The sequence below is a fragment of the Litorimonas haliclonae genome, assembly GCF_965138505.1.
In the GTDB taxonomy this organism is placed as follows: Bacteria; Pseudomonadota; Alphaproteobacteria; order Caulobacterales; family Maricaulaceae; genus Litorimonas; species Litorimonas haliclonae.
In genome coordinates, this window is record NZ_CBCSCO010000001.1 from 727894 (window position 1) to 752642 (window position 24749).

The 24749-nt window shown below is 51.5% G+C and carries 27 protein-coding genes; 9 read left to right on the forward strand and 18 right to left on the reverse strand.

Annotation, left to right across the window (positions count from 1 at the left end):
- Window positions 1–16: 16 nt before the first annotated feature.
- From ACNA05_RS03345 to ACNA05_RS03355, 3 genes are all read right to left on the reverse strand, one after another.
- Window positions 17–832, reverse strand: coding sequence for a C40 family peptidase (locus ACNA05_RS03345; protein ID WP_415809955.1), 816 nt, complete (start codon window positions 830–832; stop codon window positions 17–19).
- A gap of 3 nt (window positions 833–835) precedes the next feature.
- Window positions 836–1294 (reverse strand): MarR family winged helix-turn-helix transcriptional regulator, encoded by a 459-nt coding sequence (locus ACNA05_RS03350; protein WP_415809956.1) that lies wholly within the window; start codon window positions 1292–1294, stop codon window positions 836–838.
- Between the two features lie 139 nt (window positions 1295–1433).
- Window positions 1434–2870 carry a leucyl aminopeptidase family protein gene (locus tag ACNA05_RS03355; RefSeq protein WP_415809957.1) on the reverse strand — a complete coding sequence of 479 codons (1437 nt, stop codon included), beginning with the start codon at window positions 2868–2870 and terminating at the stop codon, window positions 1434–1436.
- A 204-nt stretch (window positions 2871–3074) separates the two neighbouring features.
- Here ACNA05_RS03355 and ACNA05_RS03360 point away from each other — a divergent pair, with 204 nt between their 5' ends.
- Window positions 3075–4436: a tetratricopeptide repeat protein gene (locus ACNA05_RS03360; RefSeq protein ID WP_415809958.1), complete on the forward strand. Its 1362-nt coding sequence runs from the start codon at window positions 3075–3077 to the stop codon at window positions 4434–4436.
- An 83-nt stretch (window positions 4437–4519) separates the two neighbouring features.
- Here the strand turns inward: ACNA05_RS03360 and ACNA05_RS03365 are convergent, their stop codons facing one another.
- The 10 genes from ACNA05_RS03365 to ACNA05_RS03410 form a co-directional block, all read right to left on the reverse strand.
- Complete coding sequence (locus ACNA05_RS03365; RefSeq protein WP_415809959.1) at window positions 4520–5485, reverse strand: type II secretion system F family protein; 966 nt, start codon at window positions 5483–5485, stop codon at window positions 4520–4522.
- 12 nt (window positions 5486–5497) lie between these two features.
- A complete protein-coding gene (locus tag ACNA05_RS03370) occupies window positions 5498–6481 on the reverse strand; it encodes a type II secretion system F family protein (protein WP_415809960.1) in 984 nt (327 codons plus the stop codon).
- A 2-nt stretch (window positions 6482–6483) separates the two neighbouring features.
- Complete coding sequence (locus ACNA05_RS03375) at window positions 6484–7890, reverse strand: CpaF family protein (RefSeq protein WP_415809961.1); 1407 nt, start codon at window positions 7888–7890, stop codon at window positions 6484–6486.
- A gap of 6 nt (window positions 7891–7896) precedes the next feature.
- Window positions 7897–9570, reverse strand: coding sequence for an AAA family ATPase (locus ACNA05_RS03380; RefSeq protein WP_415809962.1), 1674 nt, complete (start codon window positions 9568–9570; stop codon window positions 7897–7899).
- Between the two features lie 76 nt (window positions 9571–9646).
- A complete protein-coding gene (locus ACNA05_RS03385; RefSeq protein ID WP_415809963.1) occupies window positions 9647–10324 on the reverse strand; it encodes a CpaD family pilus assembly protein in 678 nt (225 codons plus the stop codon).
- Between the two features lie 9 nt (window positions 10325–10333).
- The gene (locus ACNA05_RS03390) at window positions 10334–11854 is read right to left on the reverse strand and encodes a type II and III secretion system protein family protein (protein ID WP_415809964.1); all 1521 of its coding nucleotides are present in this window, start codon (window positions 11852–11854) and stop codon (window positions 10334–10336) included.
- A complete protein-coding gene (gene cpaB / locus ACNA05_RS03395; RefSeq protein WP_415809965.1) occupies window positions 11854–12717 on the reverse strand; it encodes a Flp pilus assembly protein CpaB in 864 nt (287 codons plus the stop codon). Before cpaB ends, ACNA05_RS03390 begins: the two co-directional genes overlap by 1 nt.
- A gap of 251 nt (window positions 12718–12968) precedes the next feature.
- Complete coding sequence (locus tag ACNA05_RS03400; RefSeq protein WP_415809966.1) at window positions 12969–13475, reverse strand: A24 family peptidase; 507 nt, start codon at window positions 13473–13475, stop codon at window positions 12969–12971.
- Between the two features lie 113 nt (window positions 13476–13588).
- Window positions 13589–13750 (reverse strand): Flp family type IVb pilin, encoded by a 162-nt coding sequence (locus ACNA05_RS03405; RefSeq protein ID WP_415809967.1) that lies wholly within the window; start codon window positions 13748–13750, stop codon window positions 13589–13591.
- A 121-nt stretch (window positions 13751–13871) separates the two neighbouring features.
- Window positions 13872–14063 (reverse strand): Flp family type IVb pilin, encoded by a 192-nt coding sequence (locus ACNA05_RS03410; RefSeq protein ID WP_415809968.1) that lies wholly within the window; start codon window positions 14061–14063, stop codon window positions 13872–13874.
- Window positions 14064–14384: 321 nt separating this feature from the next.
- Here ACNA05_RS03410 and ACNA05_RS03415 point away from each other — a divergent pair, with 321 nt between their 5' ends.
- From ACNA05_RS03415 to ACNA05_RS03425, 3 genes are all read left to right on the forward strand, one after another.
- Entirely contained in the window at window positions 14385–14993 is a 609-nt protein-coding gene (locus ACNA05_RS03415) for a pilus assembly protein N-terminal domain-containing protein (RefSeq protein ID WP_415809969.1), read from the forward strand.
- A 135-nt stretch (window positions 14994–15128) separates the two neighbouring features.
- Window positions 15129–15722, forward strand: coding sequence for a TadE/TadG family type IV pilus assembly protein (locus ACNA05_RS03420; RefSeq protein WP_415809970.1), 594 nt, complete (start codon window positions 15129–15131; stop codon window positions 15720–15722).
- Window positions 15722–16354 carry a TadE/TadG family type IV pilus assembly protein gene (locus tag ACNA05_RS03425; RefSeq protein WP_415809971.1) on the forward strand — a complete coding sequence of 211 codons (633 nt, stop codon included), beginning with the start codon at window positions 15722–15724 and terminating at the stop codon, window positions 16352–16354. Before ACNA05_RS03420 ends, ACNA05_RS03425 begins: the two co-directional genes overlap by 1 nt.
- Before the next feature lie 21 nt (window positions 16355–16375).
- Here the strand turns inward: ACNA05_RS03425 and ACNA05_RS03430 are convergent, their stop codons facing one another.
- The 3 genes from ACNA05_RS03430 to ACNA05_RS03440 form a co-directional block, all read right to left on the reverse strand.
- Window positions 16376–17155, reverse strand: coding sequence for a tyrosine-protein phosphatase (locus ACNA05_RS03430; protein ID WP_415809972.1), 780 nt, complete (start codon window positions 17153–17155; stop codon window positions 16376–16378).
- A gap of 99 nt (window positions 17156–17254) precedes the next feature.
- Window positions 17255–18289: a ribonucleotide-diphosphate reductase subunit beta gene (locus ACNA05_RS03435; protein ID WP_415810114.1), complete on the reverse strand. Its 1035-nt coding sequence runs from the start codon at window positions 18287–18289 to the stop codon at window positions 17255–17257.
- A 212-nt stretch (window positions 18290–18501) separates the two neighbouring features.
- On the reverse strand, window positions 18502–18630 hold the full coding sequence (locus ACNA05_RS03440) for a hypothetical protein (protein ID WP_415809973.1): 129 nt from the start codon (window positions 18628–18630) through the stop codon (window positions 18502–18504).
- Here ACNA05_RS03440 and ubiB point away from each other — a divergent pair.
- Together ubiB and ACNA05_RS03450 are read left to right on the forward strand one after the other, a co-directional pair.
- Window positions 18629–20185, forward strand: coding sequence for a 2-polyprenylphenol 6-hydroxylase (gene ubiB / locus ACNA05_RS03445; protein WP_415809974.1), 1557 nt, complete (start codon window positions 18629–18631; stop codon window positions 20183–20185). The two genes, ACNA05_RS03440 and ubiB, sit on opposite strands and share 2 nt — an antisense overlap.
- A gap of 110 nt (window positions 20186–20295) precedes the next feature.
- Window positions 20296–20553 (forward strand): hypothetical protein, encoded by a 258-nt coding sequence (locus tag ACNA05_RS03450; RefSeq protein WP_415809975.1) that lies wholly within the window; start codon window positions 20296–20298, stop codon window positions 20551–20553.
- Between the two features lie 114 nt (window positions 20554–20667).
- Here the strand turns inward: ACNA05_RS03450 and ACNA05_RS03455 are convergent, their stop codons facing one another.
- Window positions 20668–21060 carry a hypothetical protein gene (locus ACNA05_RS03455; RefSeq protein WP_415809976.1) on the reverse strand — a complete coding sequence of 131 codons (393 nt, stop codon included), beginning with the start codon at window positions 21058–21060 and terminating at the stop codon, window positions 20668–20670.
- A gap of 146 nt (window positions 21061–21206) precedes the next feature.
- On the opposite strand from ACNA05_RS03455, the gene coaBC reads away from it, so the two are divergent.
- From coaBC to dut, 3 genes are all read left to right on the forward strand, one after another.
- Window positions 21207–22430, forward strand: coding sequence for a bifunctional phosphopantothenoylcysteine decarboxylase/phosphopantothenate--cysteine ligase CoaBC (coaBC, locus tag ACNA05_RS03460; RefSeq protein WP_415809977.1), 1224 nt, complete (start codon window positions 21207–21209; stop codon window positions 22428–22430).
- Between the two features lie 3 nt (window positions 22431–22433).
- The gene (locus tag ACNA05_RS03465; protein ID WP_415809978.1) at window positions 22434–22955 is read left to right on the forward strand and encodes a hypothetical protein; all 522 of its coding nucleotides are present in this window, start codon (window positions 22434–22436) and stop codon (window positions 22953–22955) included.
- A gap of 142 nt (window positions 22956–23097) precedes the next feature.
- Window positions 23098–23550 (forward strand): dUTP diphosphatase, encoded by a 453-nt coding sequence (gene dut / locus ACNA05_RS03470; RefSeq protein WP_415809979.1) that lies wholly within the window; start codon window positions 23098–23100, stop codon window positions 23548–23550.
- 10 nt (window positions 23551–23560) lie between these two features.
- Here the strand turns inward: dut and ACNA05_RS03475 are convergent, their stop codons facing one another.
- Entirely contained in the window at window positions 23561–24664 is a 1104-nt protein-coding gene (locus ACNA05_RS03475) for a hypothetical protein (protein WP_415809980.1), read from the reverse strand.
- Between the last annotated feature and the right edge of the window lie 85 nt (window positions 24665–24749).

Below are 24749 nucleotides of genomic sequence, written 5' to 3' on the forward strand. Positions count from 1 at the left end.
GGCGCTTCTGAGGTAATTAGAAGCGCTTAATCGAGCGAGGCGTTCCGATTCGGTTGACCGCTTGGTCATAAGGCTCTTTTGCCGTGATCATGTGAAAGGCGTTAGCGTGAAGCAATGTCTCTTCATCTGACATAATTCCAATATGCCCCGGCCAGAAAATAAGATCGCCGCGCCGCAGCTCATCCGTTTCGCCTGTGGTCTTAAGCCGTTCCCCTAAATCCTGCTCCTGCATATCGGCATCCCTAGGCGCGTCCCGGCCGACAGCACACAGAGCCATTTGCAAAAGTCCTGAGCAATCCAGCCCCTTGTCACCGGTCCCGCCCCAAACATAAGGCGCGCCCAGATACATTTCGGCAAAATCGACGTAATCTTGTCCAGAAGGTAAATTTGATAAGGCCTTCAAATGGCGGGAGTGGATAAAGGCCCCGACGCCGACTTCAATGAAATCGCCCTCCTCCTTGCCGCCTTGGACTTGCGCATTAAGAGGCAGAAACTGTGTAATATGAGATTTTATATCCGGATTGTTAAAGACGGGAGCGCGTAGCGCAGACACGCTATGGCTTGGTTCGAAGGGATCACCCGATATGGATTTTTTCGGGATGTATCCGACATAGCCCGGACGCTCACTCCCCGCGATTAACGGGATAGCCTGACCAAAAACCCAACCACGGCCTTCGCCGTAAATATTAAACCTCTGTCCGTGAAGGAGTTCGGTCTGCAACCCTTTACGCCATCCCCGATTATCCCGCAAAGGCGCAGAAGAGCTAATGATATGAGCGGTAGAGAGAAGCGGCGCCTGCGCTTCCGGTAAGCTGATACGAGAGTCAGCCATGGGTTAAGACGTGAATTCCGTCTGGATTACCCGCGCAAAGTTACGCAGGTAATGTATCCCGCCCGAAGTTCGGCACATAACTACAGATCGTTTATCCCGGTGATCCGGGGCGCGTTCGACATATCCGTGATGCGTGAGCCGGTCTATAGCCCGAGAAATAACCGCTTTGGTGACTTGTAAATGCTGAGCGAGCGAACGAACCGTATGAGGCCCTTCTGATAGATATATCGTCATAAGAACGGCCATTTGCCGCGTCGATAAGTCCGGCTCGCTGGCGCGCACAGATTCGACTGTCACGCGGTGCCAAAGATCCAGCCCTTCAGACAGGTTTATTTTGGGTCTCGAAAGGGCTGTGGGCGCTTTATTATAAGGGCGTGAGGTCTGAGTATGCGGAGTTTGCGGACGCGGTGCGTTCGGAACCGGCGCCAAAAAAACCACCGTATTGTCCGCACCATCTGCCATATATGCCCTGTCCCTGATTTGTATTCGAATCAAGGAATCGCATAAGCGGGATTCTTTGGTCAAGGCACAAAGAAGGGACGAGTCCCCACTTTGGGCTAAGGCCTTAAAAGGACTCTATATTTTTTTAAGACTTTATTAACTATTTGGAGAGGTCAGAGTTTAACCCGCCCGCTTTGAGCCAAAAATACAGGGCCCGCACGCCATACATGTCTCCGCCCTTAGGGTGACCAGCCCGGGCACTCGGGTTCCAGCCATAAGTATCGAAGTGCATCCACGGGCGGTTTTTGACAAAGCGCTGCAAGAATAAAGCGGCCGTGATGCAGCCCGCAAAACTACCGCCGGAGTTTTTCATATCGGCTATCGGGGAGCTGAGCAGAGAATAATAAGGCTTCCAAAGCGGCAATCGCCAAATCGGATCAACCTGCTTTTCGCCTTGCGCCAAAACATCCGCCACAGGCTTTTCGCGGTTAGAGAAATACGGCGGGACTTGAGGCCCCATGGCGACCCGCGCCGCGCCCGTCAACGTGGCAAAGTCGATGATCAGGGCGGGTTCGCTTTCTGCCGCTTTCGTCAAGCTGTCGCCCAAAACCAAGCGGCCTTCAGCGTCCGTATTATCAATCTCAACCGTCAGCCCTTCGCGAGAGCGGAGGATATCGCCCGGGCGATAAGCGCCGGCGGACACCGCATTTTCAGCCACCGCGACCAAGCAGTGCAGCCGGATTGGTAAATTATTTTCCATAATGAGTTTGGACAAGGCCAGAACATGAGCCGCTCCGCCCATATCCTTTTTCATCAAGCGCGCACTGGACGCGCCTTTAATATTCACCCCGCCGGTATCGAAGGTGATCCCCTTCCCGACCAAGGCGAGCCTTGGGTGGGACGGGTCCCCCCATTCAAATTCTACTAAACGGGGTTCTTCATGCGCGGCGCGGCCGACTGCGTGTATCATCGGTAGGTTTTGTGCAAGCAGGTCTTCTCCAACAGTCTCCGTCACGACCGCGCCGTATTGCTTTGCCAAATCAACGGCGGCTTTGTGCAGAGCGACAGGCCCCATATCACTTGCCGGCGTATTTATAAGGTCGCGGCAAAGCGCCGTCGCGTCAGCCAGAGATTGTGTTTCGGTTAAAGGGCTATCTTCTTCCAGAACCAGTGTCGGAAAGTGAGTTTCATCCTTTAGATAGGTCTCGAACTTATAAGCACCCAGGCCCCACCCTGTTTCGGCCAAATTGCGATTCCAGTCTTTCGGGATGGAGACGAGTTTATAAAACCCATTCGGCAAAGTAGAAGAGAGACCGCCGACGCGTATGGGTCCAAGGTCATCATCTTCAACCAGGCCCAAACCATAGAGGACAAGGGCGACTTCGCCGTCACTATTCGGCACGCGAACTCTTTGCCCGGCTTCCGCTGCAAAGCCTCTCGCCGTTGCATAATTTTGCCCTACACTCTCAAGCCCCTCTTTGACTTTCTCCCAGTCGTCAGGACGTACGCAATAGATAGGAATTATGGACGCAGCCTCCTTATCACTGAGCTCTGAAGCTTTTACAAAAATTGGGGTCTCTGTTTGGGGGTCGGACATTGCTTTTCTCTTCTTTCTGCGTGTCGGTCTATCTATCGCAAACCAATCAAATTTCCACAGTGATCATAGTAGGAGACTAACGAAGCGTTAACCGTCTCTGTTTACGTTTGTTAACGCAATTATAGGCAGGTGCAAGCCGAGTCGCGAGACCGGAACGCATAACGCAGGACGCGAACGCCCTATAGGCAGGAGGCTAAACGGATTATGGCATTTCAGAAATTACGTTTATTACTGGGAACAGGGTTACTTTCCATCTGCGTTACAGGAGGTCTCATCGGCTGCGCCGCTGCGCCGCAATACACAGACACAGAGCGCGAACTTTCCAACACAATGGGGAAGGACAGTTTTCAACCTGCTAATCGCGCCTTGCGCGACGGAATTGAAACTCAGGATAAATTGGCGCAAGCGGCCTTCTGGATGCGTGAATATGATCTCAACCCGGGAGACTTAGAGGCCGCCATCAAACTATCGGCGGCTATTCGGAAAATTGGCAATCCTCAGCGCGCTGTCGAAATCACCCAAACCACACGTGCTCTTTATCCACGCGACCCCTATTTGGCAGCCGAATATGCAGCCTCTCTAATTGCGTCTGAACGTTCTGTTGACGCTATGCAGCCACTTGATGAGGCCTTGGCTTACGCACCCGCTTATGGCCGCCTATGGTCTTTAAAAGGCGCGGCCTTGGACCAGCAGGAAAACTATGATCTCGCCCGCAAATATTATGCTCGCGCCCTGGAAATAACGCCGAACGACCCTAGCGTTATGTCCAATTTGGGTCTGTCATATGCTCTATCAGGTGACCCGGTTACGGCGGAGAGCTGGTTGCGCCGCGCGGTAGCTGTTCCGGGGGCGTCTCAGAGCGCAAGACAAAACCTAGCATTGGTTTTACAAATTCAAGGCAAGAACGAAGAAGCAGAACAAATGGCTCGTCTGGCGCAGAGCCAATATTCGGCGAAACTGCCCGATTTAAACGCTCAGCCGGCCCAGAAACTTCGTTCCGCCAGCCCAGTCGCGCCTTCCGGGCAAAATACTTATCAAAGCAGCGGGTTCACCTCTCCCCCGCCGAAAGTAACGGTTCAGAACTCTCCTTCCGTGAATGCCCCAGCCGTCCAATCTTCAGGGCAGACCGCCACGAGGTCCTATTCTTCAATTCAATCCGCATCGCCAAATTCCGCAGCGCCCCAGACACGTTCGGCCAGCGATGCAGCGCGCCTCGCCGCCCAGCAATCAGGGCAACGCCCTCAACGCGATGTGATTACACCTCAGCAACAACAAGCCCAGAAAGATATTCTAGAGAGGCTCGCGGGAAATGTCGGGGCGAAACCGGCTAATCCAGCTCTGCGCCAACCCCAGCCATCACCTCAAGGTAAGACCGAAAAACAAGTAGAGAAATCTACGCCTTATTATCCGGGCCGCGTAGATCCAAGACAGGCTCCGGCTCAATCTCAACAGCGCGCGCCATATCAGGGGCAGCCCTCTCAAGCTTATAACTCACAGCAATCCGGGGGCCAACCTTACCCCCCTCAACCCCAAGAGCGGCGCGGCGCCTCTCGCGACAGGCGATAAATTCATTCCGTCTTTGACCTATTAAAACCAGAAAGGCCGCTGAGTTTTCAGCGGCCTTTCTAATTATTGTGTCTCTGATCATTCTAACCGAGAGCGGCTCCGAGGCGCATGGCGGCCGGCGTAAGGATAACAATAAACAGAACCGGTAGGAAAAACAGGATCATCGGCACAGTCAATTTCGCCGGGAGGGACGCCGCCTTTTTCTCAGCCTGCATGACCCGCATCTGGCGGTTCTCATTCGCCATGGTACGCAGGGTATCTCCCAATGGCGTACCATAACGTTCAGCCTGAATAAGGGCGGTGGCAACGGCCCGGATGCCGGGATGGTTATTACGGCGCGCCAGATTTTCATAGGCCACGCGGCGACTGCTTAGGTAAGAGAGCTCTGCCGTGGTTAGCGAAAATTCCTCGGCAAGCTCAACTGAACTTTCTGCCATTTCATCCGCTACTCGGCCAAAAGCCAATTCGACCGACATGCCGGATTCAACACAAATGAGAAGCAAGTCCAATGCGTCCGGAAAGACAGGGACAATATTGGCCAGACGTTTGCTCGCTGCGTTCTTGACGTAAATGGCCGGCAGGTAAAATCCGAATAGGGTCAGACAAATCGTCACGAAAAGATTCTGCATGAGCGTCCATTCGCGGACATTCAGACCAACAAAAAAGACCAACCCCAATAAAAGCAAAACAACCGGCGCAATGAGACGGAACAGATAAAATGTATAAATTGGTTTTTGACCGCGCATCCCGGCCTGAGATAATTTGTCCTTTAGGTCTGAGGCTTCGAGAAGTTTTTCCAGTGAAAAACGATCTACCAGGTTCTTAACGGCGCCTTTATTTTCAGTCCGCAATCCTTTTTGAGCTGAATTCAAATCCGCCATGCGGTTCTGCTTCAAGCTCTCTCGGGCACTTGCGACCGAATCCATACGTTTCTTGAGGCTATCCCCTTCGAAAATAGGCGCAAAAATAACGTAAAGTGTCGCCACAGTTAGAAGCGAGATAATTAAAAAGCCAAAATTCTGAAGAAGAGAAAGGGATTCAGCTGTCACGTCTATCTCCCCTTAGAATTTGAAGTTAATCATTTTGCGCATCATGAAGGTCCCCATGAACATCATACCTGCACCGATCATCATATTTCTTTGACCCGTAGGCGTGAAATATAATTCGTTCATGTAGTCCGGGGACATTATTGTGACCAAGAGCATGACGACGATGGGCAAGGCCGCAATAATAATTGCGCTCATTTTGGCTTCCGCAGACAAAGCCTTAATTTTTTCACGAAGTATTTTTCGTCCCCGCAAAACAGCGGACAAATTCGCGAGACTTTCCCCTAAATTACCACCTGTCGATTTCTGAATATTTAAAACAGTCGAAAAGAAATTTACTTCTGAAATTGGCATACGTTCGTAAAGTTGATCCAGACAGACTTCGATAGGAATTCCGACGCTTTCTCCCTCAACAACGCGGCGAAATTCCGAGCCAAGCGGATTGGGACTTTCATGGGCAATGATTTTCAGACAGTCATTTAGTGGTAAGCCAGTCCGGACACCTCGAACAATAATATCCATTGCATCAGCGAAATGAGCGGTAAATTTTTTCTGCCGTCTGGCGATCGCACTATTGAGAACAAATCTCGGCACACCAAATCCAATGACAAAGGCGAGACCTAGACACAGAAAGGGATTCAGTCCCATTAAGAAGGCGGGAGCCCCGGCGAAAACGGCGAGGACAGCAGAAATAATTAAAAACTTCTGGGGACTCGTCGACCAATCGGCCTGAATCAATTTCATTTCCAGTGACTTCGCTTTTTTCTTTTTCTTTTTCTGTCTTTCTTCAATTTTTGACAGAGTTTCTTCAATTTGCTTCCGGCGCGCCCCCTGATCTTCGACCTTTAGCTTGCCAAGAAAGCTCTCTTTTTGATTTTTCTGTCCAGAGATAACTCTCAAGCGTTCTGATTTTTTTCCGCCGCCGTCGCCTATGAGAATATATCCGGCCACAAGTACGAAGCCGACCGCAATTATTCCGATAAGCGTAGCCTGATCCACGATTAGCCCCCAGCCTCATCTAGGGCCTGCGCCAATTCTTTTTCAAGATTAAAGTAGCGCGCTCGATCCCAGAACGCCGGGCGGGCGATACCCGTCGATTTATGTTCGCCGATAATATTTCCCTGTGCGTCCTCTCCGTCCATTTCATAAACGATAAGGTCCTGGGTGACGATAACGTCGCCTTCCATTCCGATGACCTCTGTAATTTTCGTGATACGGCGAGACCCATCCCGCAAGCGGGCGGCCTGCACAATGACGTCGACAGAGCCGACAATCATTTCCCGAATTGTTTTCGCCGGAAGGGAAAACCCGCCCATTGTAATCATGGATTCCAGACGGGACAGAGCCTCTCGAGGGGAGTTCGCATGGAGCGTTCCCATGGAGCCGTCATGGCCTGTGTTCATCGCCTGCAAGAGGTCAAAGGCTTCGGGCCCCCGGACCTCGCCCACGATAATGCGTTCAGGACGCATCCGCAGACAGTTTTTAACCAAGTCGGCCATTGAAACCTTGCCCTTGCCTTCAAGGTTTGGCGGCCGTGTTTCAAGACGGACAACATGCGGCTGTTGTAATTGGAGTTCGGCAGCATCTTCGCAGGTAATGATCCGCTCATCCGGATGGATAAATCCGGTAAGACAGTTCAAAAGCGTCGTCTTACCGGAGCCGGTACCGCCGGAAATTACAATGTTACACTGACAGGCCCCGATAATTTCCAGGACGCGAGCACCGGCCGGAGAAATGGATTTAAAATTCACCAGATCCTTGAGCTGGAGCTTGTCCTTTTTAAATTTCCGAATAGTCAGCGACGGCCCGTCAATAGAAAGCGGCGGCGCAATCACGTTAACCCGCGATCCGTCAAGCAGACGCGCGTCACAAATTGGGCTGGCTTCATCAACGCGTCGGCCTACTTGGCTCACAATCCGCTGACAGATATTCATGAGCTGGGTATTGTCACGGAAACGGATATTCGTCTTTATCATCTTACCATTGGTCTCGATGAAAACGTGCTTTGCGCCATTGACCATAATATCCGCAATATCGTCCCGGGCGAGCAATGGCTCGAGCGGGCCATAACCAAGGATGTCATCGCATATTTCAGTTATAAGCTGATTTTGCTCAGCCACAGACAAGCGCACATTCCGGATGGCGATAATCTCATCAACAATTGTGCGAATTTCCTCGCGCGCTTTATCCATCTGCATTCCGGCCAGAGCCGTAACATCAATGGTTTCAAACAGAGCGTTAAAGATAGTCGCCTTGGTTTCGTAATACTCATCTGACGGATCCGCACTGCGCGAAGTCGTCGGGGCCTCTGTCACGGGCTTCGGAGCCGCTTCCGACGGAGGAGCAACTACCTTTTTCTCGGTGACAGGCGCTTTGAGCGCTGTAGCTTCTGAACGTTTACCGAACATGGGCGCTTATTTTCCTTTTTTCAGGAATGAAAAGATTGATTTTCCTTTTTCCCCACCACCGTCTTTTTTCGGCAATTTGAACTTTCGTTTTCCGCCTTCATTTTGCTGGGCGGCGTCGAAACGTCCGGTTTTCAAACGGTTGGCAACATAATTCAGTCCGGAAACAGTGCGTTCTGCCGCTTTGACCTGATCGAGCATTTTCCCTTCATTGGCGGCTTCGAAAAAACTTTCCGGGTCAAAGCTGATAACGAGGCTGGGTTCGAGACCCACGGCGGACGCAAATTCCTTTACCGGAATTTCAGCTGATTTACTCATCCCAGTTTTATTCAAAATTAGGATAGGGTCTGCATCATTCGGGCGTTGTGAGCGTAAAAAATCAACCAAGTTCTTTGTATTGCGAAGATTGGCCAGATCCGGCGTTGCCGTAATCACAACGTCATCGACACTCGTTAGCACGCCGGTCGTCCAGTCAGCCCAATAATGCGGCATGTCCAAAATCGTTAGGGGGCTGATCGACCGCACGCCATTGACCACGGCTTCATAAGCTTCGCTGTCGAGAACGGGTTTACTATTCAAAGAACTTGCCGCCGGCAGGATGGAGAGTTTTGCCGTATGCCGGATCATGATCCGATCGAGCAAAGTTTCGTCCAAGCGATCCGGCTGCCCAAGAGCTTCTTCCAGCCCCTGAGAATTGTCATAGGCAAAATCGAGTCCTGTCGTCCCAAAGGAACTATCGAGATCCACCAGAGCCGTTTCCTGCCCGAGTGTCTCAGACAGACACCACGCCATATTATGCGCCAAGGTAGAGGAGCCGACCCCGCCTTTTGCCCCGAAAAAGGCTGTAACTCGACCGATAAAGGGTGCTTCCGGATCTGAATAAAGATCCCCTAGGGACCGAATTAGATTCAGCGACATCAACGGAGGGACGATATAGTCTGACACGCCCTTATCCATCAACTGACGGTAAAGGCGGATATCGTTTGCTGCGCCAATAATAACAACTTTGGTTCCTTCATCACAAACAGAGGCAAGTTGTTCTAGCTGGGCAAAAAGCTCTGGCCCGCGCATCCCCGTTTCAACCAAAATGAGGCTAGGGGTGTTTTCCTTGCGATAATATTCAATCGCCGATGGGAGTCCGCCCATGTAAATCTTCATATTGACGCGTTTCATGCGCCAGTCTCGTGTCGTGGAATTTATAACGCTTGCGGATTCCTGGCGATCACAAAAGGCGTGAATCGAAATTTGCGGCAGGGCTTTCTCTCCCCCTTCGCGCGCCGCTTCTTCTTCCATCGCATCGGCGGGCATTCCCATTTCAACAGGAGGCGGCATTTGTCCGGCAGGCATTTGCGTTTCAGCGGGCGGCATCTGGCCGTGCGGCGCCGCCTGTTGCGGGGCAGAATTCGGAGTGGGCATCGACCGGGGGGGATGGCCGGGATTTGGCTGGGCCATTGGGGCTGGGGAAAGTGGAGCCGCAGCCTGCTGTTGAGGCGCATGCGATTGAGGGGCTTGGGGTTGCCGAGCCGGCGCAGGTTGCGGTGCCGCCATAGGCTGCGGCGGCGGCATTTGACCGTGAGGCATATTATTTTGAGGCATTTGCCCTTGCGGCATGGCCATGGGCTGTGGAGTCGGCATTTGACGCAAAGGGGTCGGCTGGGAAGGCGATGTAGGACTTTGGGTCATAGAGTATATCCGGTCATTTCTATCCAGCCCCGACTAGAGGAGCCATCAGAGTGATATGGGGCCAAATTGAGTGTCATTATTCTGCGTCAAACTTCACGGACTGTTCAGGAGGCCGTTCAGCTGCCGTAGATTCGCCTTTAATATATTTGTCATACACAACGGTGCGGCGCTGCGAATTTGGCGCCGTTCCAGCGTAAGGCTCTAGGAATTGACGCGGATCAGATACCATGGCGGCTAGATTGGCATTTGCTGAACATCCAAAAGACTGATTGGGCTGATTATTATATGTTCGGGTAAGATCATCCATAAACCGGCAATCGGCCGGAATAGCGCGTAAAGTACGGTAGGAGACTACGACAGGCGCCGGGGCCTCTGGCTCGCTCTGATATTCGCCGGTTTGAAGCGCGGCAGGGTTCACCCCGGCTTGCGCCATCAAGGTGCGAACCAAAGTGTTTGCTTGCTGAGCGCCAAGACCGGATAACTTTCCGGTTGGCATATTGACATAAAGTGGGCCGTCGCCGCTGACGCGGTAACTTTCTAGAAACTGGCCGACTGCAAACTGATCCCGCGCTGACAGCTCCAGCCCTTCGGGGCGAGCGTAAAGTTCTAGACGTTCAATAGATTCGGCTACCTTGATTTGATTGCGGAGCGGCGTTGGCGGGTGCGACGGCATTGGCGTCGAGCAGGCCGATAAAACGCCTGCTGCCACAGACGCCAAGACCAGATGCCGGATATTTTTGGAGGATTGTTTCATCATTATCTCCTAATCGACCACATGACCGAAGGGACCGCCCAGAGCGGGCTGGGAAATTCTCGGCTGACCATCATCGGAATAAACCTTGTTCAAACGTCCGAGCAGGATTGAATCGGTATCTGTCGGAGAGACAAATCCGTCCAGCGGCGTCTGTAACTTGTCCGGGTGGGTCGCATCGACCAAATAAGGCGTAACAATCACAACCAATTCGGTTTGCGTATTTGTTGTATCACTATTGCGAAACAGCGCGCCAAGGCCGGGTATGTCTTTGGCCCCGGGTGTCCCGTCACTAGAGCTTCGGCTCTCTTCCCGTATGAGACCTGCGATGACAAGGCTTCCGCCCGCCGGCATTTCAACGACCGTATTCGCGCGCCTGACGCGCAAACCCAGAATGTCAGACGACAACCCGCCGGTCTCGAAAGACCCTTCAGTTGTCGGCTCTGAGACTTCTGTCGAGATATTCAGCGAGATCAGCCCTTCGCTTAGAACAACCGGCGTAAATCCGAGGGAAACGCCGTAAGGTTTGAATTCAAATTCGCGTTGCGTCCGTCCAAACTCATCCAAGAAGACATTTGTGAGGAGTGGAAACTCCCCCCCGATGAGAGTGTTTGCTGTTTCACCGGAAATAGCGGTTAAGCTTGGCTCGGCAAGTGTCCGAATAAGGCCAACGCGTTCAAGCGCTTGAATGGCTCCAGTGAGAGACGTAATATCTCCGCCGCTCGGGCGAATGGTGGCGTCCCCAGTTAGCCCGGCCAAAGAATCAAGACCGTTATTGCTGACGAGAGAAACAGTGGATTCGCCCAGCTGCGCGACCGCGCCGATATTGAAGCCTAGCTGTTTCGTGACGGAGCGCTGCATTTCCACAATGCGCACTTTCAACATGACCTGATCTCGGCCTTCAATCGCCATCAGATTGACTATTTCGCCTGGATCGTAAGTGCCTGTTGCAATTTCATTCAGCCAAAGCCTGGCCAGTTTTTCAATTCTATCCGCAGAAGCTGCATTTTGAACAGAACCGGTCAAAAGGATATTATTGTGTATCGCCTGGACTTCGACCTCCGCGTCCCCGACATTCTTACGAATAAGGCGCGCCAGCTCAGAGATGTCGCGTTCAACGCGGATATTCAGGTTCAAGAGCTCCTGATCGTTCTGCCCGTAAAAATAGGCATTTGTCTGACCGGCCTGTTTACCGATTAGGACGGTTCGCGTGGACGTGTGAACAACGGCCTCGACGACATCAGGGTTTGAGACAATAACGTCCTGAATGCCCTGCGGAAGCTCAATCACTTTGGATTTGCCATATGGCAGAACAATGTCGCGTTCGTTCGTCGTCGCGCTCTGAACGCTCATTGGCGCAGCGTTTACTGAGCCTATATCGGCGTAGGAACGTGTATTCGCTTCGGCGGAAAAGGCCAAAAGGGTTGCAGCCGTCAGGCCAGCGCCGCTTAGGGCGGCAGCTTTAAACGCTCCCTTTTTCTCGGCTATGGAACGGCAAAACACCTGGCTTAGAGTGTGGCGAATATTCGTCATTATTGACCCCTTATCGCAACGCGTTGTGGCTCACCCGAACGATAAACGACGAGATCAGAAGGCGGCGCTTCTTCTTGGTATACGGCTCGCTTAGCCGCGCTCGGGGCTGATGATCGTGAGCTGTTTAATCCGCGCAGAGCCAAACTAATTTCTCCGGAAGACTGCGCTTCTTGTAGCAAAGTCGAGTCAGACGGGCTCAGCTCAAACGTCGCTGTAGACCCGATAACGAAAGCTTCGCCTTCCGGATCCGTGGCAAATGTCTGATCAATGGCAAGAACCTGAACATTTTCAAAAAGGATGTTGGAAACATTTACTTCATCGCGAACAATGCCGTTTGTGCGTTGACCCCCGGTATTAGAGGTTTGGAGATTAAACTTTTCTGTCAGAATAATATCGACGCGATCTCCGGGTTGAATGAACCCACCGGCGGCTGTTTCCACCGAAATCCGAGTTGTCACAGCGCGCATTCCAGGCTCCAGCATTGCCGCCATCACGCCTGCATTTCCTGCGCGAACGAGTTTAGCTTCATTAATGGGTTCACCTTCGAAAATCTCAGCCTTTACGATAGACCCTTCCAATTCCTGCATAGCTTCAGGGCGATCCGCCTCATCATTCGTAATCAAACTGGGTTGAATGCTTTCTTTCGGCCAAGGTTTCCAAGAAAGGTGGTCTGCTGTAATCCGTGTGCCTAAAGGGATATTCGCATTAGCGGTCAGAACTTCTACATATTCAACTTGTTGAACTACGGGCTCCGCATTATTCACCACCGGAGTTTTCGGGGCCGCGAATTTTTGAATAGCGAACCAGAGCACTAATGCTGCTCCTCCCAGTATCGCCACTTTTATAAGTTTTGAGCTGTCCATAACCCCTCACATGACCGGAATGGTCATTTTCCATTACGCCTCTCTTAGACAGAGAATCGATAAAGTATGGTTAAGATGTAAAAAGGGACGGCAAAGAATTGGTTAACGCAGGTGGCAGAAAACTGAAATCTCTTGAAAATTCAATAATTGAGTGTTCTTAAACGGCTATGTGACCAATCAAATCGGGCCTGCCCCCTTCAAAACTAGGCAACCCGAGCCGAGGACAAAAGTAATCTAGGCAGACGAAGCCCTTAATTTCCCAACGCAACTTTGAAAAGTTCGCTTTGCGGTAGGGTGAGCAGCGCGCCGCCGGCCAAAGCCAATCCATAAGGCATAGCTTTTTCTTCTTTGAATAATCCATATCCCCAGGAAGAGGTAGACAGCCAAACCGGTGCGTATTTGCGGCCTATCAGCAAAATCAAAGCTAAAGCCCCGCCCAAAATGCCTGTGTAGCCAATATAGAGTACGACATCGCTCCAGGTCCACCAGAGTGACGTGGCCGCTAAAAGTTTAGCATCTCCACCGCCGAGCCACCCGAGGGCAAACATAATAAAACCTGCGATGAAAACGGTTAGACCCACCAAGACGTGCTCGCCCAGAACGGCAAATCCATCCCACGCGAAGGGAATCATAGCGAAAAACAAAGCTGCGGTTAGCAGGCTAATCCAATTTGGAATCTTCATGATAGCCGCGTCTTTAATTGCCGCCATGATCATGCAGAGGGAAAAAGCAAAAAATATAATAAAAGGAAATATCATTTGAACTACCGACTAACTATTTATGAGTTAGCGTAGCGCAACAGTCTTAATATTGGGTTTCTGAATATATTTCAGACCCTTTGACTATAGGACCCTTGGAGGAGGAGGATCAGTTACGATTCGTCGAGTTCTCCACTCGTCTCAAGAAAGAAATTGTTTATAGAGTCACCTAAAAGGCCTGCTCCGGCCACAATGGTTACGGCGATCATCGCAGCAATCAGTCCATATTCTACGGCAGTTGCCCCAGAGTCGTCGTTTAAAAATTTAATAAACATTTCAGCCCCACATGAATACGCCTGATATTTTTGCAAGATCGGATTGTTTGCAATCAGGTCTTCTTAAAAAAACAGGCCACACACTGGCGGCCTGTTTATAATAACTTACGTAATAGCGAGATTAACCGCCAGAGTTATCGTTTGATGCACCGTCAAGTTCATCAGCAACACCTGAGAATTTGTCGTTGATGGAGTCACCAAGTTGTGTCGCGCCGCCGATAAGAGCTACAGCGATAAGAGCGGCAATCAGACCATATTCAATAGCTGTTGCACCAGATTCGTCTTTGATAAAACGGTTTACTAAATTTTGCATAACTTACTCCCACGTATGCTAGTCAATTATAAAGGGACAATCCCAATTCACAGGGTTTTCCCTGATGTGATGACTTATAGGGAAGATGGATTACGGCCTGGTTAGGAGACGTGGTAAATTTGTAATTAATTCCGCCTTTTTTCGGCATTTTCGCTAAAAAACTTGAAATTTCATCGATTTTTTCCGGCCCTTTTCTTGGAATTTTTATAGCTATTATAATGTATAGGCGTCAAAAAACGTTTTATCGGGCTGGGTCGCCGCATTTGTAAACGCTTCATTCACCACATGGCTGTAGACAGATTGTGAACGCCGGAGGCATTTATGCGAAACCTGAAATCATTTACATTATCAATAGCGGCGGCTTTGGCCGTTGTGTCCCTCCCCTCGCTGGCCTCAGCGGGGCAATATGTGACGCAGGGGCACGCTTATTCTGTTGAATTGAATAAAACCGAAATTCTACGCCTTCCTGCTGCCGCAAGCGCGGTCGTGATCGGCAACCCTTCAATTGCCGATGTTTCTGTCCACGCTGCCGACACCTTATTTGTCGTCGGGCGGGGCTACGGAGAAACCAATCTTATTGTTCTGGATCAGCAGGGACGCACCTTGATGGATGCCGACATTCAAGTATCGCAATCTCCTACGTCTAAGAGCGTGCGGGTCTTTAACCGCAGCAGCCGACAAAGCTTTAATTGCGCGCCAAAGTGTCAGCCAGCCCCTGTTTTAGGGGATTCCCCTGACTTTATTGGAGATTTCACCTCTACGGAGCGCGCCATTGTTTCAAGTCAAGCTTTGGGCGCGCAATCTGGCGGAGCTCCGAGTTTCGGGGGCGAAGGGGTTTCCTCCTCTTCTCCGCAGATTTCACCCGAACCTATAATGGGCGGCCCAAATACCGGATTTGAAGGTCAGACATCAGGACGTTCAGATTTCTAAATTGCCGCGCGTATGAGCTGAAATTTGAAACCAGCCTCTTTGCCGCCTTAAATTTCACGCCCTGTTAAGCCTGTTTTTTGGACGAATTTTAAGCTCTTTCCTCTAGTCTTACGGGGAATGTCTGTGGGGTTGATAATGAATTTGCCTATCCAAAACTCGCTTCGGCGCTTACATGCCCGGGCCAAGACTTATCTCGACAACAAGGACGGAGCCACTGCGGTCGAATTCGGTCTTTTGGCGATTCCGTTTTTCATGCTGATATTCGGCATTCTCGAACTGGCCGTTATTCTTTTCCTAAATGCCAGTATGACCCATTCAGTTGGCGAAGCAGGGCGACAAATTCGCGTCGGAAACTTCCAAGCCTGCGGGGGCGATCCTGCGGATAAATTTAAAGAACTTGTCTGTAGCAATATGGCAAGTCTCGGGGATTGCTCAGAACGCCTGACAGTGGACGTTAAGACAGGGCCGAATTTCCAAAGTATAGTCCTACCAGACCCTCCGGATGCTGAAGATACAGAAAATGGCGCGCCGAACGGAACAGTCGATACCACGAAAGGTGGTGACCCGGTTGTTGCTCGAGCAGTCTATTATTACTCTTTAGCTCTACCGGCTCAGATGACGAGGCTTGAAACAGAAAAAGGAACAGGGATCCGCGAACTCGTCTCTTCTACGGCTTTTCGGAATGAACCCTTTTCGGTTCCAGGGTCTTGCCCGGCAGGAAAGACATAATGATGTTTAAGACACTGACCATAAGTTCGATGAAATCCCGGTTTCTACAGGGCGCCGCTAAAATTCGGCAGAATGATGACGGGCTTGCAGCTATCGAATTTGCTATTTTGGCGCCGTTACTTATTGCGATGTATTTAGGCCTCGCAGAGGTCGCCACGGCAGTCTCTACAGACAGATCTGTCTCACACGCGACAAACGTTATTGGCGATCTAGCGTCCCAAACCTCCAATGTGGACAAAGCCGACCTTGAAGATGTCCTCTCAGCAACTCTGCGAATTATGGATGTCGGAGAAGCCTCCAAAGTCACGATTCAACTCGATAGCTGGTCACGCAACTCAAGCGGCAAAAATGAACTTGTCGGCTCGGCTATTATGAACGAGGGGTCTGCTGCCCTCCCAAGTTTTGATCCGGCGACAATTGATGAGTCTCTGCTGAATGAAAATGCGGGAATTTTAGTCGCCCGAGTAGCCTATAAGTACTCCCCGCTAAAACTTCTTTATATGAAGCGAGATATCACCCTGTCAGATTCCTTCGTTCTGAAACCTAGGCGTTCAGACGTAATTACCTTTGGTTCTACAGAAGGAAAAAAATATACCTGTACTGGAACGGGGCGGACGGTTTCCTGCTCTTAGCTAAACTTAATTGCGCTGAGTCTATTCGAGATAATGCCCGCGAATTTTGGTGATTTGCTCATCACTCAGCCCCAGAACCTCTTTCGCATATTGGCGGAGATCGCCCATCTGCTCTAGCGCGGAAGTGAGATAGTCGGCCTTCACGCCGAACATGGGCCGCAGCGCGTCCGGATGAATCGTGCGGCCATAGCGTTTCGTGAAGGCTTTTGAGGCTGGCTCCAAAAAGCTTTCAACGTCGACCGCTTCATTGGTCAATAAATAATCACTTTCAATATCTTTGGCCGGGACGCCTAAAAGTCCTTGTATCAAGGCCACCAGAGTGCCGGTCCTGTCTTTGCCTGCCGCGCAATGCACTAAAATCGCATCGCCTGTGTCGGCCATATGATGCAGTGTATCACGGAAAATATCCTGAAACCCCTTATCCCCTGCCCGCATAGAATAGGACTTCATCATATAATTATGGGCATCCTCTGGGGTGTTGAGCTCTCGCTCCATAAAAGCTTCATGCGGAGCCGTTTTGGCGGCCTTATATTCTGGCGGGTCTATATAGGCGATAACCCGCGCTTCATCTTCCACGGGATAGCGAGAGGGCTGGCGAACGCGTTCGGGTTTATGGCGAAGATCCACAACCAGCCCAATCTCCATTTCCCCGATCAAATTAAGCTCGGAATCATCAAGACTGTTCAAATGCGCAGAGCGAAAAAGTTTGTCGCGGACGACCTTGGCCCCATCAAGGGTTTCATAATTTCCGAAGTCGCGGAAATTTAGAATGGTTTTAAAGGGTTTGACGCGGTCTTCCATACGCTTGGAGTAGCAGGCTCAAACCGCTTTCACAAAAGAAAAGACCCGCCCTGTACAGTCACAGAGCGGGCCTTGAAAATCTTAGATATGGAGCGGGGCTTAAACCGCGTCCTCAACGGCTTTTTTTGCGCGCATCTTCTCGAATTGCCCCCAAACGCCGTCATCGCCATGCCATTGGCCGCCCGTCGCGCCTTTGGAATATTCAGTCGCGCGCGCTTCAAAGAAGTTGGCATGTTCGACGCCGTTCGTAATCTCAGTCAGCCACGGAAGCGGGTGGACTTTCGTGCCGTAAATTTTCGGCAGACCAAGCTGGTTCATGCGCCAGTCTGCGATGTAACGAATATAGGCTTTAATATCCTCGGATGTCATGCCTTCAACCGGGCCCATTTCAAAGGCGAGGTCGATAAATTTATCCTCGAGCTTGACCACTGTCTGGCAACAATCGGCAATGTCATCGGCCACGGCAGGCGTCAGCGCGCCGGTTTCCTTGGCGAAAGTGTGGAACAGCTTAATCATCCCTTCGCAGTGGAGGCTCTCATCGCGAATAGACCAGGTCACAATCTGGCCCATGCCCTTCATTTTGTTCAGGCGCGGGAAATTCATTAACATGGCAAAAGAGGCAAAGAGCTGCAGCCCTTCGGTAAAGCCGCCAAAAACAGCCATGGATGTCAGAATATCTTTTTCCGTGTCTACACCGAATTTGCCGAGATAGTCATGTTTGGCGGCCATTTCCTCATATTCCATAAAAGCGGAAAATTCGGAATCCGGCATGCCAATCGTTTCAAGTAAAAGTGCATAGGCCGCAATATGAATGGTCTCCATATTGGAAAAAGACGCGAGCATCATGCGCACTTCCACTGGTTTGAACAGCGGCATGTAATTTTCCATGTAATTCGCGCCAACTTCGACATCGGATTGCGTAAAGAAACGGAAAATTTGTGTCAGCAGGTTACGCTCAACATCGGTCAAATTGGTCGACCAATCTTTCAGGTCTTCGCCCAGAGGCACCTCTTCGGGCATCCAGTGAACCTGTTGCTGTTTCTGCCAGAAGTCATAAGCCCAAGGATAGCGAAACGGCTTATAGCTGTGACTTGGCGTCAATAGCCCTGATTTCGTATCTTTCAAAAATTCCATTTTACCCATCGCTGCGCTCTCCCTGCCGCCAATTCATGACTCTGCTCTGAGTCGGTCCCGTTCAAAAATGCAATATCTTGACAGATTTGCAACATGACACACCATATATAGGGCGCGACTTGAATCAATCACAAACTGGACGGAAATCTTCGCTCTCGCAATAACGCCCTGATTTTAACCTGAATTTTCTTGTGCAGGCTCTGTGTATAAAATCAGGCCATATTTATAAGCGCCACATCTGGAACATTCTCAGATGAGAGGCGCGTCAAAATGGTCTGATTAGACCCTATCCGCCGCGCCGTCCCTGTCATATAAGCGGCCCATGTTAGAAGGCGTTTCATGATAAAATCTGTCGCGACATTTTTCCGGCTCATGCGGACAGGGTGGGTGCTCATCCGCCACGATTCGCTCGTGCCTGTGGAATATGCGCCGCTCGTTCCTTGGCCTGTGCGCGTTGTGGGCGGAATTTCTCGCATATTTTCCATCGGAAATCGTAAAGGGAATGCAGGAGAGCGATTCGCCAGTGCGCTCGAAGATCTCGGCCCAGCCTATATTAAATTCGGTCAAATCCTGTCCACACGCGGTGATATGTTCGATCCCGAATTTGCCGAAGGCCTGTCCCGCCTGAAAGACAAAGTGCCGCCCTTCCCTATGGAAAAGGCCGAGGCCATGATCGCCCAAGAATGGGGCGTGCCTTGGACAACCCATTTGAAATCTTTGAGTGAGCCTGTCGCCGCGGCCTCGGTCGCACAGGTTCATAAAGGCGTAATGCACAGCGGCGAAACCGTTGCCGTGAAAGTCCTCCGCCCGAACATTCAGCGCCGCATGACGCGTGATATGGATGTGATACAGCTCGTGGCCGATCTGGCACACAAAGTTGTTCCGTCTCTACGGCGATTGCGTCCCAAGGATTTTGTCAAAGAAGCCCGCCGCGCGGTTATGCTGGAACTTGACCTCCGGCTCGAGGCGGCCGCGCAGTCCGAACTCACCGAAGTGTCCGAGGAAACCGGACTGTTCCGCGTGCCAACGCTGTATTGGGACTTGGTCGGGAAAAACATCCTCGTCAGCGAATGGATTGACGGGGTGTATTTCTCCTCCCCTGAAATGCTCACCAATCCGGAAATAGATCGAATTGGCCTCGCCCGGAAAGTCATTCAGAGCTTCCTCGCCTCCACCTTTAATTTCGGTGTTTTCCACGCCGACATGCATGAGGGCAATTTGATCGTCGATAAAGACGGCAATTTGGTCCTGCTCGATTTCGGGATTCTAGGGCGTCTGGGCGAAGAGGAAATCCGGTTCGAGATTGATACGCTTTATGGGTTTTTACAGCGTGACTACTATAAAATCGCCAAAGTCCATTTCGACATTGGCTATGTCCCACCGCATCACTCTCTGGAAGAATTCGCCAGCGCTCTGCGCGCTGTGGGGGAGCCTATATTCGGTAAAAAGGCCGAAGACGTCTCCATGGCCAAAGTGCTGATGCAGCTGCTCGAAATTACCGAAATATTCGACATGGAGATGCAGCCGCAATTAATTCTTTTGCAAAAAACCATGATGCAGGCTGAGGGCGTCGCTCGCCGCCTTGATCCGAATTTTGATATGTGGGACGCCGCGAGGCCTATAGTCGAAAAAGCCGTCCGCCGAGAACTCGGCCCTGAACGCTATATCAACGACCTCCTCGATGGATTGGAGCGCACCGGCAAAACCCTGCGCACCCTCCCCGACGCCACAGACAATATCGCGCGTCTCGCCCAAGCTTGGGCCGACGGAGACATAGACCTCTCCCCGCAAAAAGATCCTGTGGCGCCCAAAAGAAGTGTCATGAAGCCCGTCGCCTATCTGGGCGCAGGCGCGGTAATTGCCCTCGGAAGCGCCTGGGCGGCGGGGCAGTTTTAGAAATATCTTCTCAAAAACCTCTTCCGTCATTGCAAGACCCCGTTCTTGCAATCCATCTCCGGGTGTTTTTGATTTTAGACGCAGGAGTTTTAGATAGCAGGTGTCGATAAATGTCCCTCAGCTCTCCAAAATTTAACCCGATTCTAGGCGCGCCGAATAAAATCCATCTTGTCAGATTTTACCAGAAGCGTATTTTTAAGGCGCGGGATATCTCGTCCCGCTACGGGGTGTTTTCCCCTTTGACGGAAGTGATTGTCATGGCAGGTAAATTTAAAACAACCGGCAAACCTACAAAAACGGCTCCGACTGAAACTAATCCGAAAAAAGGTCCAGACCATAAAGGGTCTCAACCTAAACCTAAGAAATAAAACTTAGGCGACGAGGTCGCTGGGGCACGACCAAGTCAAAATAGTGCTGCTCTATTTTCGAGCAGGTTTAGGGCGGCACATTTTTTTAAACTCACTTTCCCTTCCGATGAAAACCTACCGAATAATTATATTAATTGACGGGCTTTTAACAGGCCTAGGCGCTGCGCGGCGACGTTCGAAAGAATACGCCCCGCGATTGGAAATGTGGACGACCCTTGGGCCTGCATAGGCGGGTTGGTAACGTGATCGAGAATACCCATTTGCGGGTTGAAACTGCCAGGCAGACGCAGGACAGATCACGGTTCGAGCGTCGCGTTTATCCTCCCTCGCGTCGCGGCGAGATGTAGTGATGCGCGCGTCCCGGCGGTCTTCCACCAAATCAGGACAAGCGGACGGCACGAAGCTCCAACTCCCTCTAACGGCCTGAGCCGGATGTCCTGGGTTCGCATGTGCTGCAACAGGAAAGAATAATAGCGCGGCGACAATTGGGGCAATTTTTAAAAACATGTCTGTCTCCTTCAGTTGATGACACAGTACAAACGTTCTGGCCCCGCAAAAACCTTCGCTTTATTTTTTAAATGAGCAGATTGTCATAATTTCTAGAAATGGTGAATTCCCTTCCCACACCTGTCCGCACCCTCTAAACTCCCTCCATGACAAAACGAGTACTCCTCATTATTGGCGGCGGAATTGCGGCTTATAAATCGCTTTTCCTGATCCGGGTTCTGGCCAAGCGCGGGATTGAAAGCCGGGTTATCCTGACGCGCGGCGGGACAGAATTTGTGACGCCGCTTTCTGCCGGGGCGCTATCTGGCGACAAAGTTTATTCCGATCTTTGGGACTTAACGGATGAGGCCGAAATGGGCCATATAGAGCTGTCCCGTTCTGCTGATTTGGTTGTTGTAGCCCCAGCGACTGCCAACCTTTTAGCGCAAGCCGCCCACGGCCTTGCGGGGGATTTGGCGACCACGACATTGCTCGCGACCGACAAACGTGTCCTCTTTGCTCCGGCTATGAATGTGCGCATGTGGGAGCATCCTGCGACCCAGCGAAATATTCAGACCCTGCGGAATGACGGCCAGCTCTTTGTTGGGCCGGATAGCGGAGCCATGGCCTGCGGCGAATTTGGCGATGGCCGCATGGCCGAGCCCGAGGCGATAGCCGACGCCATTGAAGAGGCGCTAAAGAGCAACACTCATATTGATAGAGAGAAAAAGGTTCTACCTTTGAAAGGTAAAAAAGCTCTCATCACCGCCGGGCCGACGCGCGAGCCGATTGATCCCGTGCGCTATCTCTCCAACCACTCCTCAGGAAAGCAGGGATTCGCAATTGCAGCGGCTTTGGCGGAGCTTGGCGCCGAGGTCACATTGATTTCAGGCCCCGTTCATCTGCCCTGCCCTATTGGTGTGAACCGCATTGATATAGAGACAGCAGAAGAGATGATGGGCGCCGTTCAAGACGCTCTACCGTCTGATGTTTTTATCAGCGTCGCCGCTGTTGCCGATTGGCGTCCGGCGGAATGCGCGAGTCTGAAGGTGAAAAAGGATAAGCAAACAGACGGCCCGCCGCCGCTCATGCTCATAGAAAACCCTGACATATTAAAGACTGTATCGCATATGGAACAAGGCAGACCGGAGCTCGTTATAGGGTTCGCAGCGGAGACGAATGATGTGGTCGAGAACGCCCGCGCAAAACGTCTGCGTAAAGAATGTGACTGGATTGTCGCCAATGATGTCTCAGGAGACGTTATGGGAGGCGATCACAATGTAATGATACTGGTCACAGCTGACACAGAGACCGAATGGCCTCGACTGGACAAACAAGCGGCCGCCAGAAAACTGGCCGCAAAAATTTCGGAGGCCCTGACGGGACACTAATTGATGACAACATCTACTCTGACACCTTTTACGGCAAGACGCCTCACGTCATCCTGCCTGACCCTTGGCCTATTAACTTTTATGCCCGCCACAGCCGGAGCCGCAGAATCCACCCCTAATAATGCAAATTGCGAAATCGTTTTAACTAATCCCATTCATGACGAGAACGGTAAGGCCCGCGGTCTCGGCGCGACTTATTTTCCTGCGGATGACTTTCTGATCTCTGTGTATGAAGAAGGCACGCCGCCCATGACAGAATTCAAGGATCGACCTATTTCGGCCGTGATTTGCAAACGGTTGGACGTTATCCCAACGAAGAATGATTACTCAATTGTGGCGACAGGCATCCCCTTTAGTCTGTCTCAAAGCTTCGACAGCCGGGATTCAGATCTCGTAACGATTTATTACAAGGATGGCTCTTTCCAGAAAATCTACAAAGGCCCCGGCCTGAGCGAAGAAGCGACCACCTTGTTGGAGAAACGCCTCGCGACCTATGATAAAATGAAAGCTGGCGAAACTAAGTAAATATTTTAAGAGGGCCCATCGAGGCCCTCTTATTTAATGTGATTTTTTGTCCACGGCTGAAATTGCGCGGCCTCTGGCGGATGAGGCCCCCTTCCCCTACACCCTGAGTGTGTTTTTGGCCGTAGGCCTATAGGGGGACAACATGATCCGTATCGAATTTAAAACGTTAGACCATTTCGAAGGTCTTAAATTACCCGCTTATGAAACTGTTCTCGCCGCCGGGGCAGACCTTCGCGCCGCAGTGCGAGACGATGCGCCCATGACCCTTTCCCCGGGAGAGCGCGCTCTTGTGCCGACTGGTCTCTCTATGGCGCTGCCCGCCGGATATGAAGCTCAAATTCGTCCGCGTTCAGGCCTTGCTTATAAGCACGGAATTACCTGCCTAAACACGCCGGGGACCATTGACGCGGATTATCGCGGAGAGGTCAAAGTTCTGCTGATTAATTTGGGGCAAGAGGCTTTCACCATCCACCGCGGCGAACGGATCGCGCAAATGGTTATTGCGCCGATCACACAGCCTGAATTTGTCGAGGTTGATGTCTTATCCGAAACCGCCCGCGGCGCAGGCGGCTTCGGATCAACGGGCCAAAACTAATCGCCGCAGATTAGTCCCGAGAGCGTTTCGGCCCGTGATACGGCGCTTTATAGCCTTTATGGGTATAGGCCGTATTCCCCACAGGCCCGGAATAAGTCCGCGACTGATGGGAAGAAGAATGGCTCCCGTGATGCGTCGGCGCAGCGCCTGCCATAACGCCATCATGATGTGTCTTTGACGTGTAGGACGACGTAGTTTCACTGTGGCTATAGCTCGCAGATGGGCGAATAGTCCCGCTGCCCGGCGCGCATAAAACGCGGCGCCACTCATAACGGGACGGAGCGACAAGCGTCTTTGTCTGAACCTGTCCCCATTTCGCCGGAACATCAACATATTTACCGCTCGCTTCGCGAACCACATCCTCAACCGTATAGCTTCGGTATTCAGCGGGGACTGGAATTTCCGTCACGCCTCCAGGATCCGCGACAACCTGTTTGGTAATCGTCTGGTATTTCGCCGGTACGCTAACGCGCTGCACGCCGCCAGGGTTTGTCATAACTTTGCGCTTATAAGAAACGCTCTGGCCGGGTTCTTCGACCAGACACCAGATTTCGCACATCTCGCCGCATTGCGCGCCGCCTTGTGTGCCATATTGGGTCGTCGAGCTATAGCCTTGGCCATTTGGGCCGCCATCCGCAGTGGAGTGAATGATGTAGCCTTGCGCGCGCAGTTTTCCGGGATTGCCCCGTTTCCAGACCAGCTGCGGGGCAGATGTTTGAATGGTTTCGGTGACAGTAGAAAATTGCGGAGCGGACACGGTGAGCTTGTCATAAGATGGACGCACTAATAACTGCTCGCTTACAGATTTATAGGTCGGTTGACGCACTTGATAGCGCACAGAGGCCTCTTTTACGAGCACGTCCTTTTGACGTGTTGCCAGCTCTGGCGGGAGAACCTGAAGCGTTTGGTAGCCCTCTTCCGTCAGGACCGTTTCGGATCCATGCTCATATTGCGCCGGAATTTCAACGCGCGCGTAACATTCGCCTGCATTCGGGTTAGCGGGTAATAGATCGGGCGTATAAGCTGGTCCGGCAGAGTTTCCTGCAAAAGCGGTTCCGGCGAAAAGCGCTGCGGCGACAGAGGCCATCAGTCCGATATGAAGCTGTTTCGACATCTTGGTTGTCCTCAAAAGAGTTAGGTTAAAGATTTTGATGCCTCCAGCCCTTGCAAATTTCGTGCTAACTCCCTTAACCGCGTGT

Bases quoted from the DNA above. Each gene is read 5' to 3' on its own strand.
- cpaB (WP_415809965.1), bottom strand. From the start codon at position 12,717: ATGGACAGCTCAAAACTTATAAAAGTGGCGATACTGGGAGGAGCAGCA.
- ACNA05_RS03455 (WP_415809976.1), bottom strand. From the start codon at position 21,060: ATGTTTTTAAAAATTGCCCCAATTGTCGCCGCGCTATTATTCTTTCCT.
- dut (WP_415809979.1), top strand. From the start codon at position 23,098: ATGATCCGTATCGAATTTAAAACGTTAGACCATTTCGAAGGTCTTAAA.
- ACNA05_RS03435 (WP_415810114.1), bottom strand. From the start codon at position 18,289: ATGGAATTTTTGAAAGATACGAAATCAGGGCTATTGACGCCAAGTCAC.
- ACNA05_RS03450 (WP_415809975.1), top strand. From the start codon at position 20,296: ATGTCCCTCAGCTCTCCAAAATTTAACCCGATTCTAGGCGCGCCGAAT.
- ACNA05_RS03405 (WP_415809967.1), bottom strand. From the start codon at position 13,750: ATGTTTATTAAATTTTTAAACGACGACTCTGGGGCAACTGCCGTAGAA.
- ACNA05_RS03390 (WP_415809964.1), bottom strand. From the start codon at position 11,854: ATGACGAATATTCGCCACACTCTAAGCCAGGTGTTTTGCCGTTCCATA.
- ACNA05_RS03375 (WP_415809961.1), bottom strand. From the start codon at position 7,890: ATGTTCGGTAAACGTTCAGAAGCTACAGCGCTCAAAGCGCCTGTCACC.
- ACNA05_RS03385 (WP_415809963.1), bottom strand. From the start codon at position 10,324: ATGAAACAATCCTCCAAAAATATCCGGCATCTGGTCTTGGCGTCTGTG.
- ACNA05_RS03420 (WP_415809970.1), top strand. From the start codon at position 15,129: ATGAATTTGCCTATCCAAAACTCGCTTCGGCGCTTACATGCCCGGGCC.
- coaBC (WP_415809977.1), top strand. From the start codon at position 21,207: ATGACAAAACGAGTACTCCTCATTATTGGCGGCGGAATTGCGGCTTAT.
- ACNA05_RS03350 (WP_415809956.1), bottom strand. From the start codon at position 1,294: ATGGCAGATGGTGCGGACAATACGGTGGTTTTTTTGGCGCCGGTTCCG.
- ACNA05_RS03440 (WP_415809973.1), bottom strand. From the start codon at position 18,630: ATGAAACGCCTTCTAACATGGGCCGCTTATATGACAGGGACGGCGCGG.
- ACNA05_RS03415 (WP_415809969.1), top strand. From the start codon at position 14,385: ATGCGAAACCTGAAATCATTTACATTATCAATAGCGGCGGCTTTGGCC.
- ACNA05_RS03345 (WP_415809955.1), bottom strand. From the start codon at position 832: ATGGCTGACTCTCGTATCAGCTTACCGGAAGCGCAGGCGCCGCTTCTC.
- ACNA05_RS03425 (WP_415809971.1), top strand. From the start codon at position 15,722: ATGATGTTTAAGACACTGACCATAAGTTCGATGAAATCCCGGTTTCTA.
- ACNA05_RS03430 (WP_415809972.1), bottom strand. From the start codon at position 17,155: ATGGAAGACCGCGTCAAACCCTTTAAAACCATTCTAAATTTCCGCGAC.
- ACNA05_RS03380 (WP_415809962.1), bottom strand. From the start codon at position 9,570: ATGACCCAAAGTCCTACATCGCCTTCCCAGCCGACCCCTTTGCGTCAA.
- ACNA05_RS03475 (WP_415809980.1), bottom strand. From the start codon at position 24,664: ATGTCGAAACAGCTTCATATCGGACTGATGGCCTCTGTCGCCGCAGCG.
- ubiB (WP_415809974.1), top strand. From the start codon at position 18,629: ATGATAAAATCTGTCGCGACATTTTTCCGGCTCATGCGGACAGGGTGG.
- ACNA05_RS03355 (WP_415809957.1), bottom strand. From the start codon at position 2,870: ATGTCCGACCCCCAAACAGAGACCCCAATTTTTGTAAAAGCTTCAGAG.
- ACNA05_RS03400 (WP_415809966.1), bottom strand. From the start codon at position 13,475: ATGATATTTCCTTTTATTATATTTTTTGCTTTTTCCCTCTGCATGATC.
- ACNA05_RS03360 (WP_415809958.1), top strand. From the start codon at position 3,075: ATGGCATTTCAGAAATTACGTTTATTACTGGGAACAGGGTTACTTTCC.
- ACNA05_RS03465 (WP_415809978.1), top strand. From the start codon at position 22,434: ATGACAACATCTACTCTGACACCTTTTACGGCAAGACGCCTCACGTCA.
- ACNA05_RS03410 (WP_415809968.1), bottom strand. From the start codon at position 14,063: ATGCAAAATTTAGTAAACCGTTTTATCAAAGACGAATCTGGTGCAACA.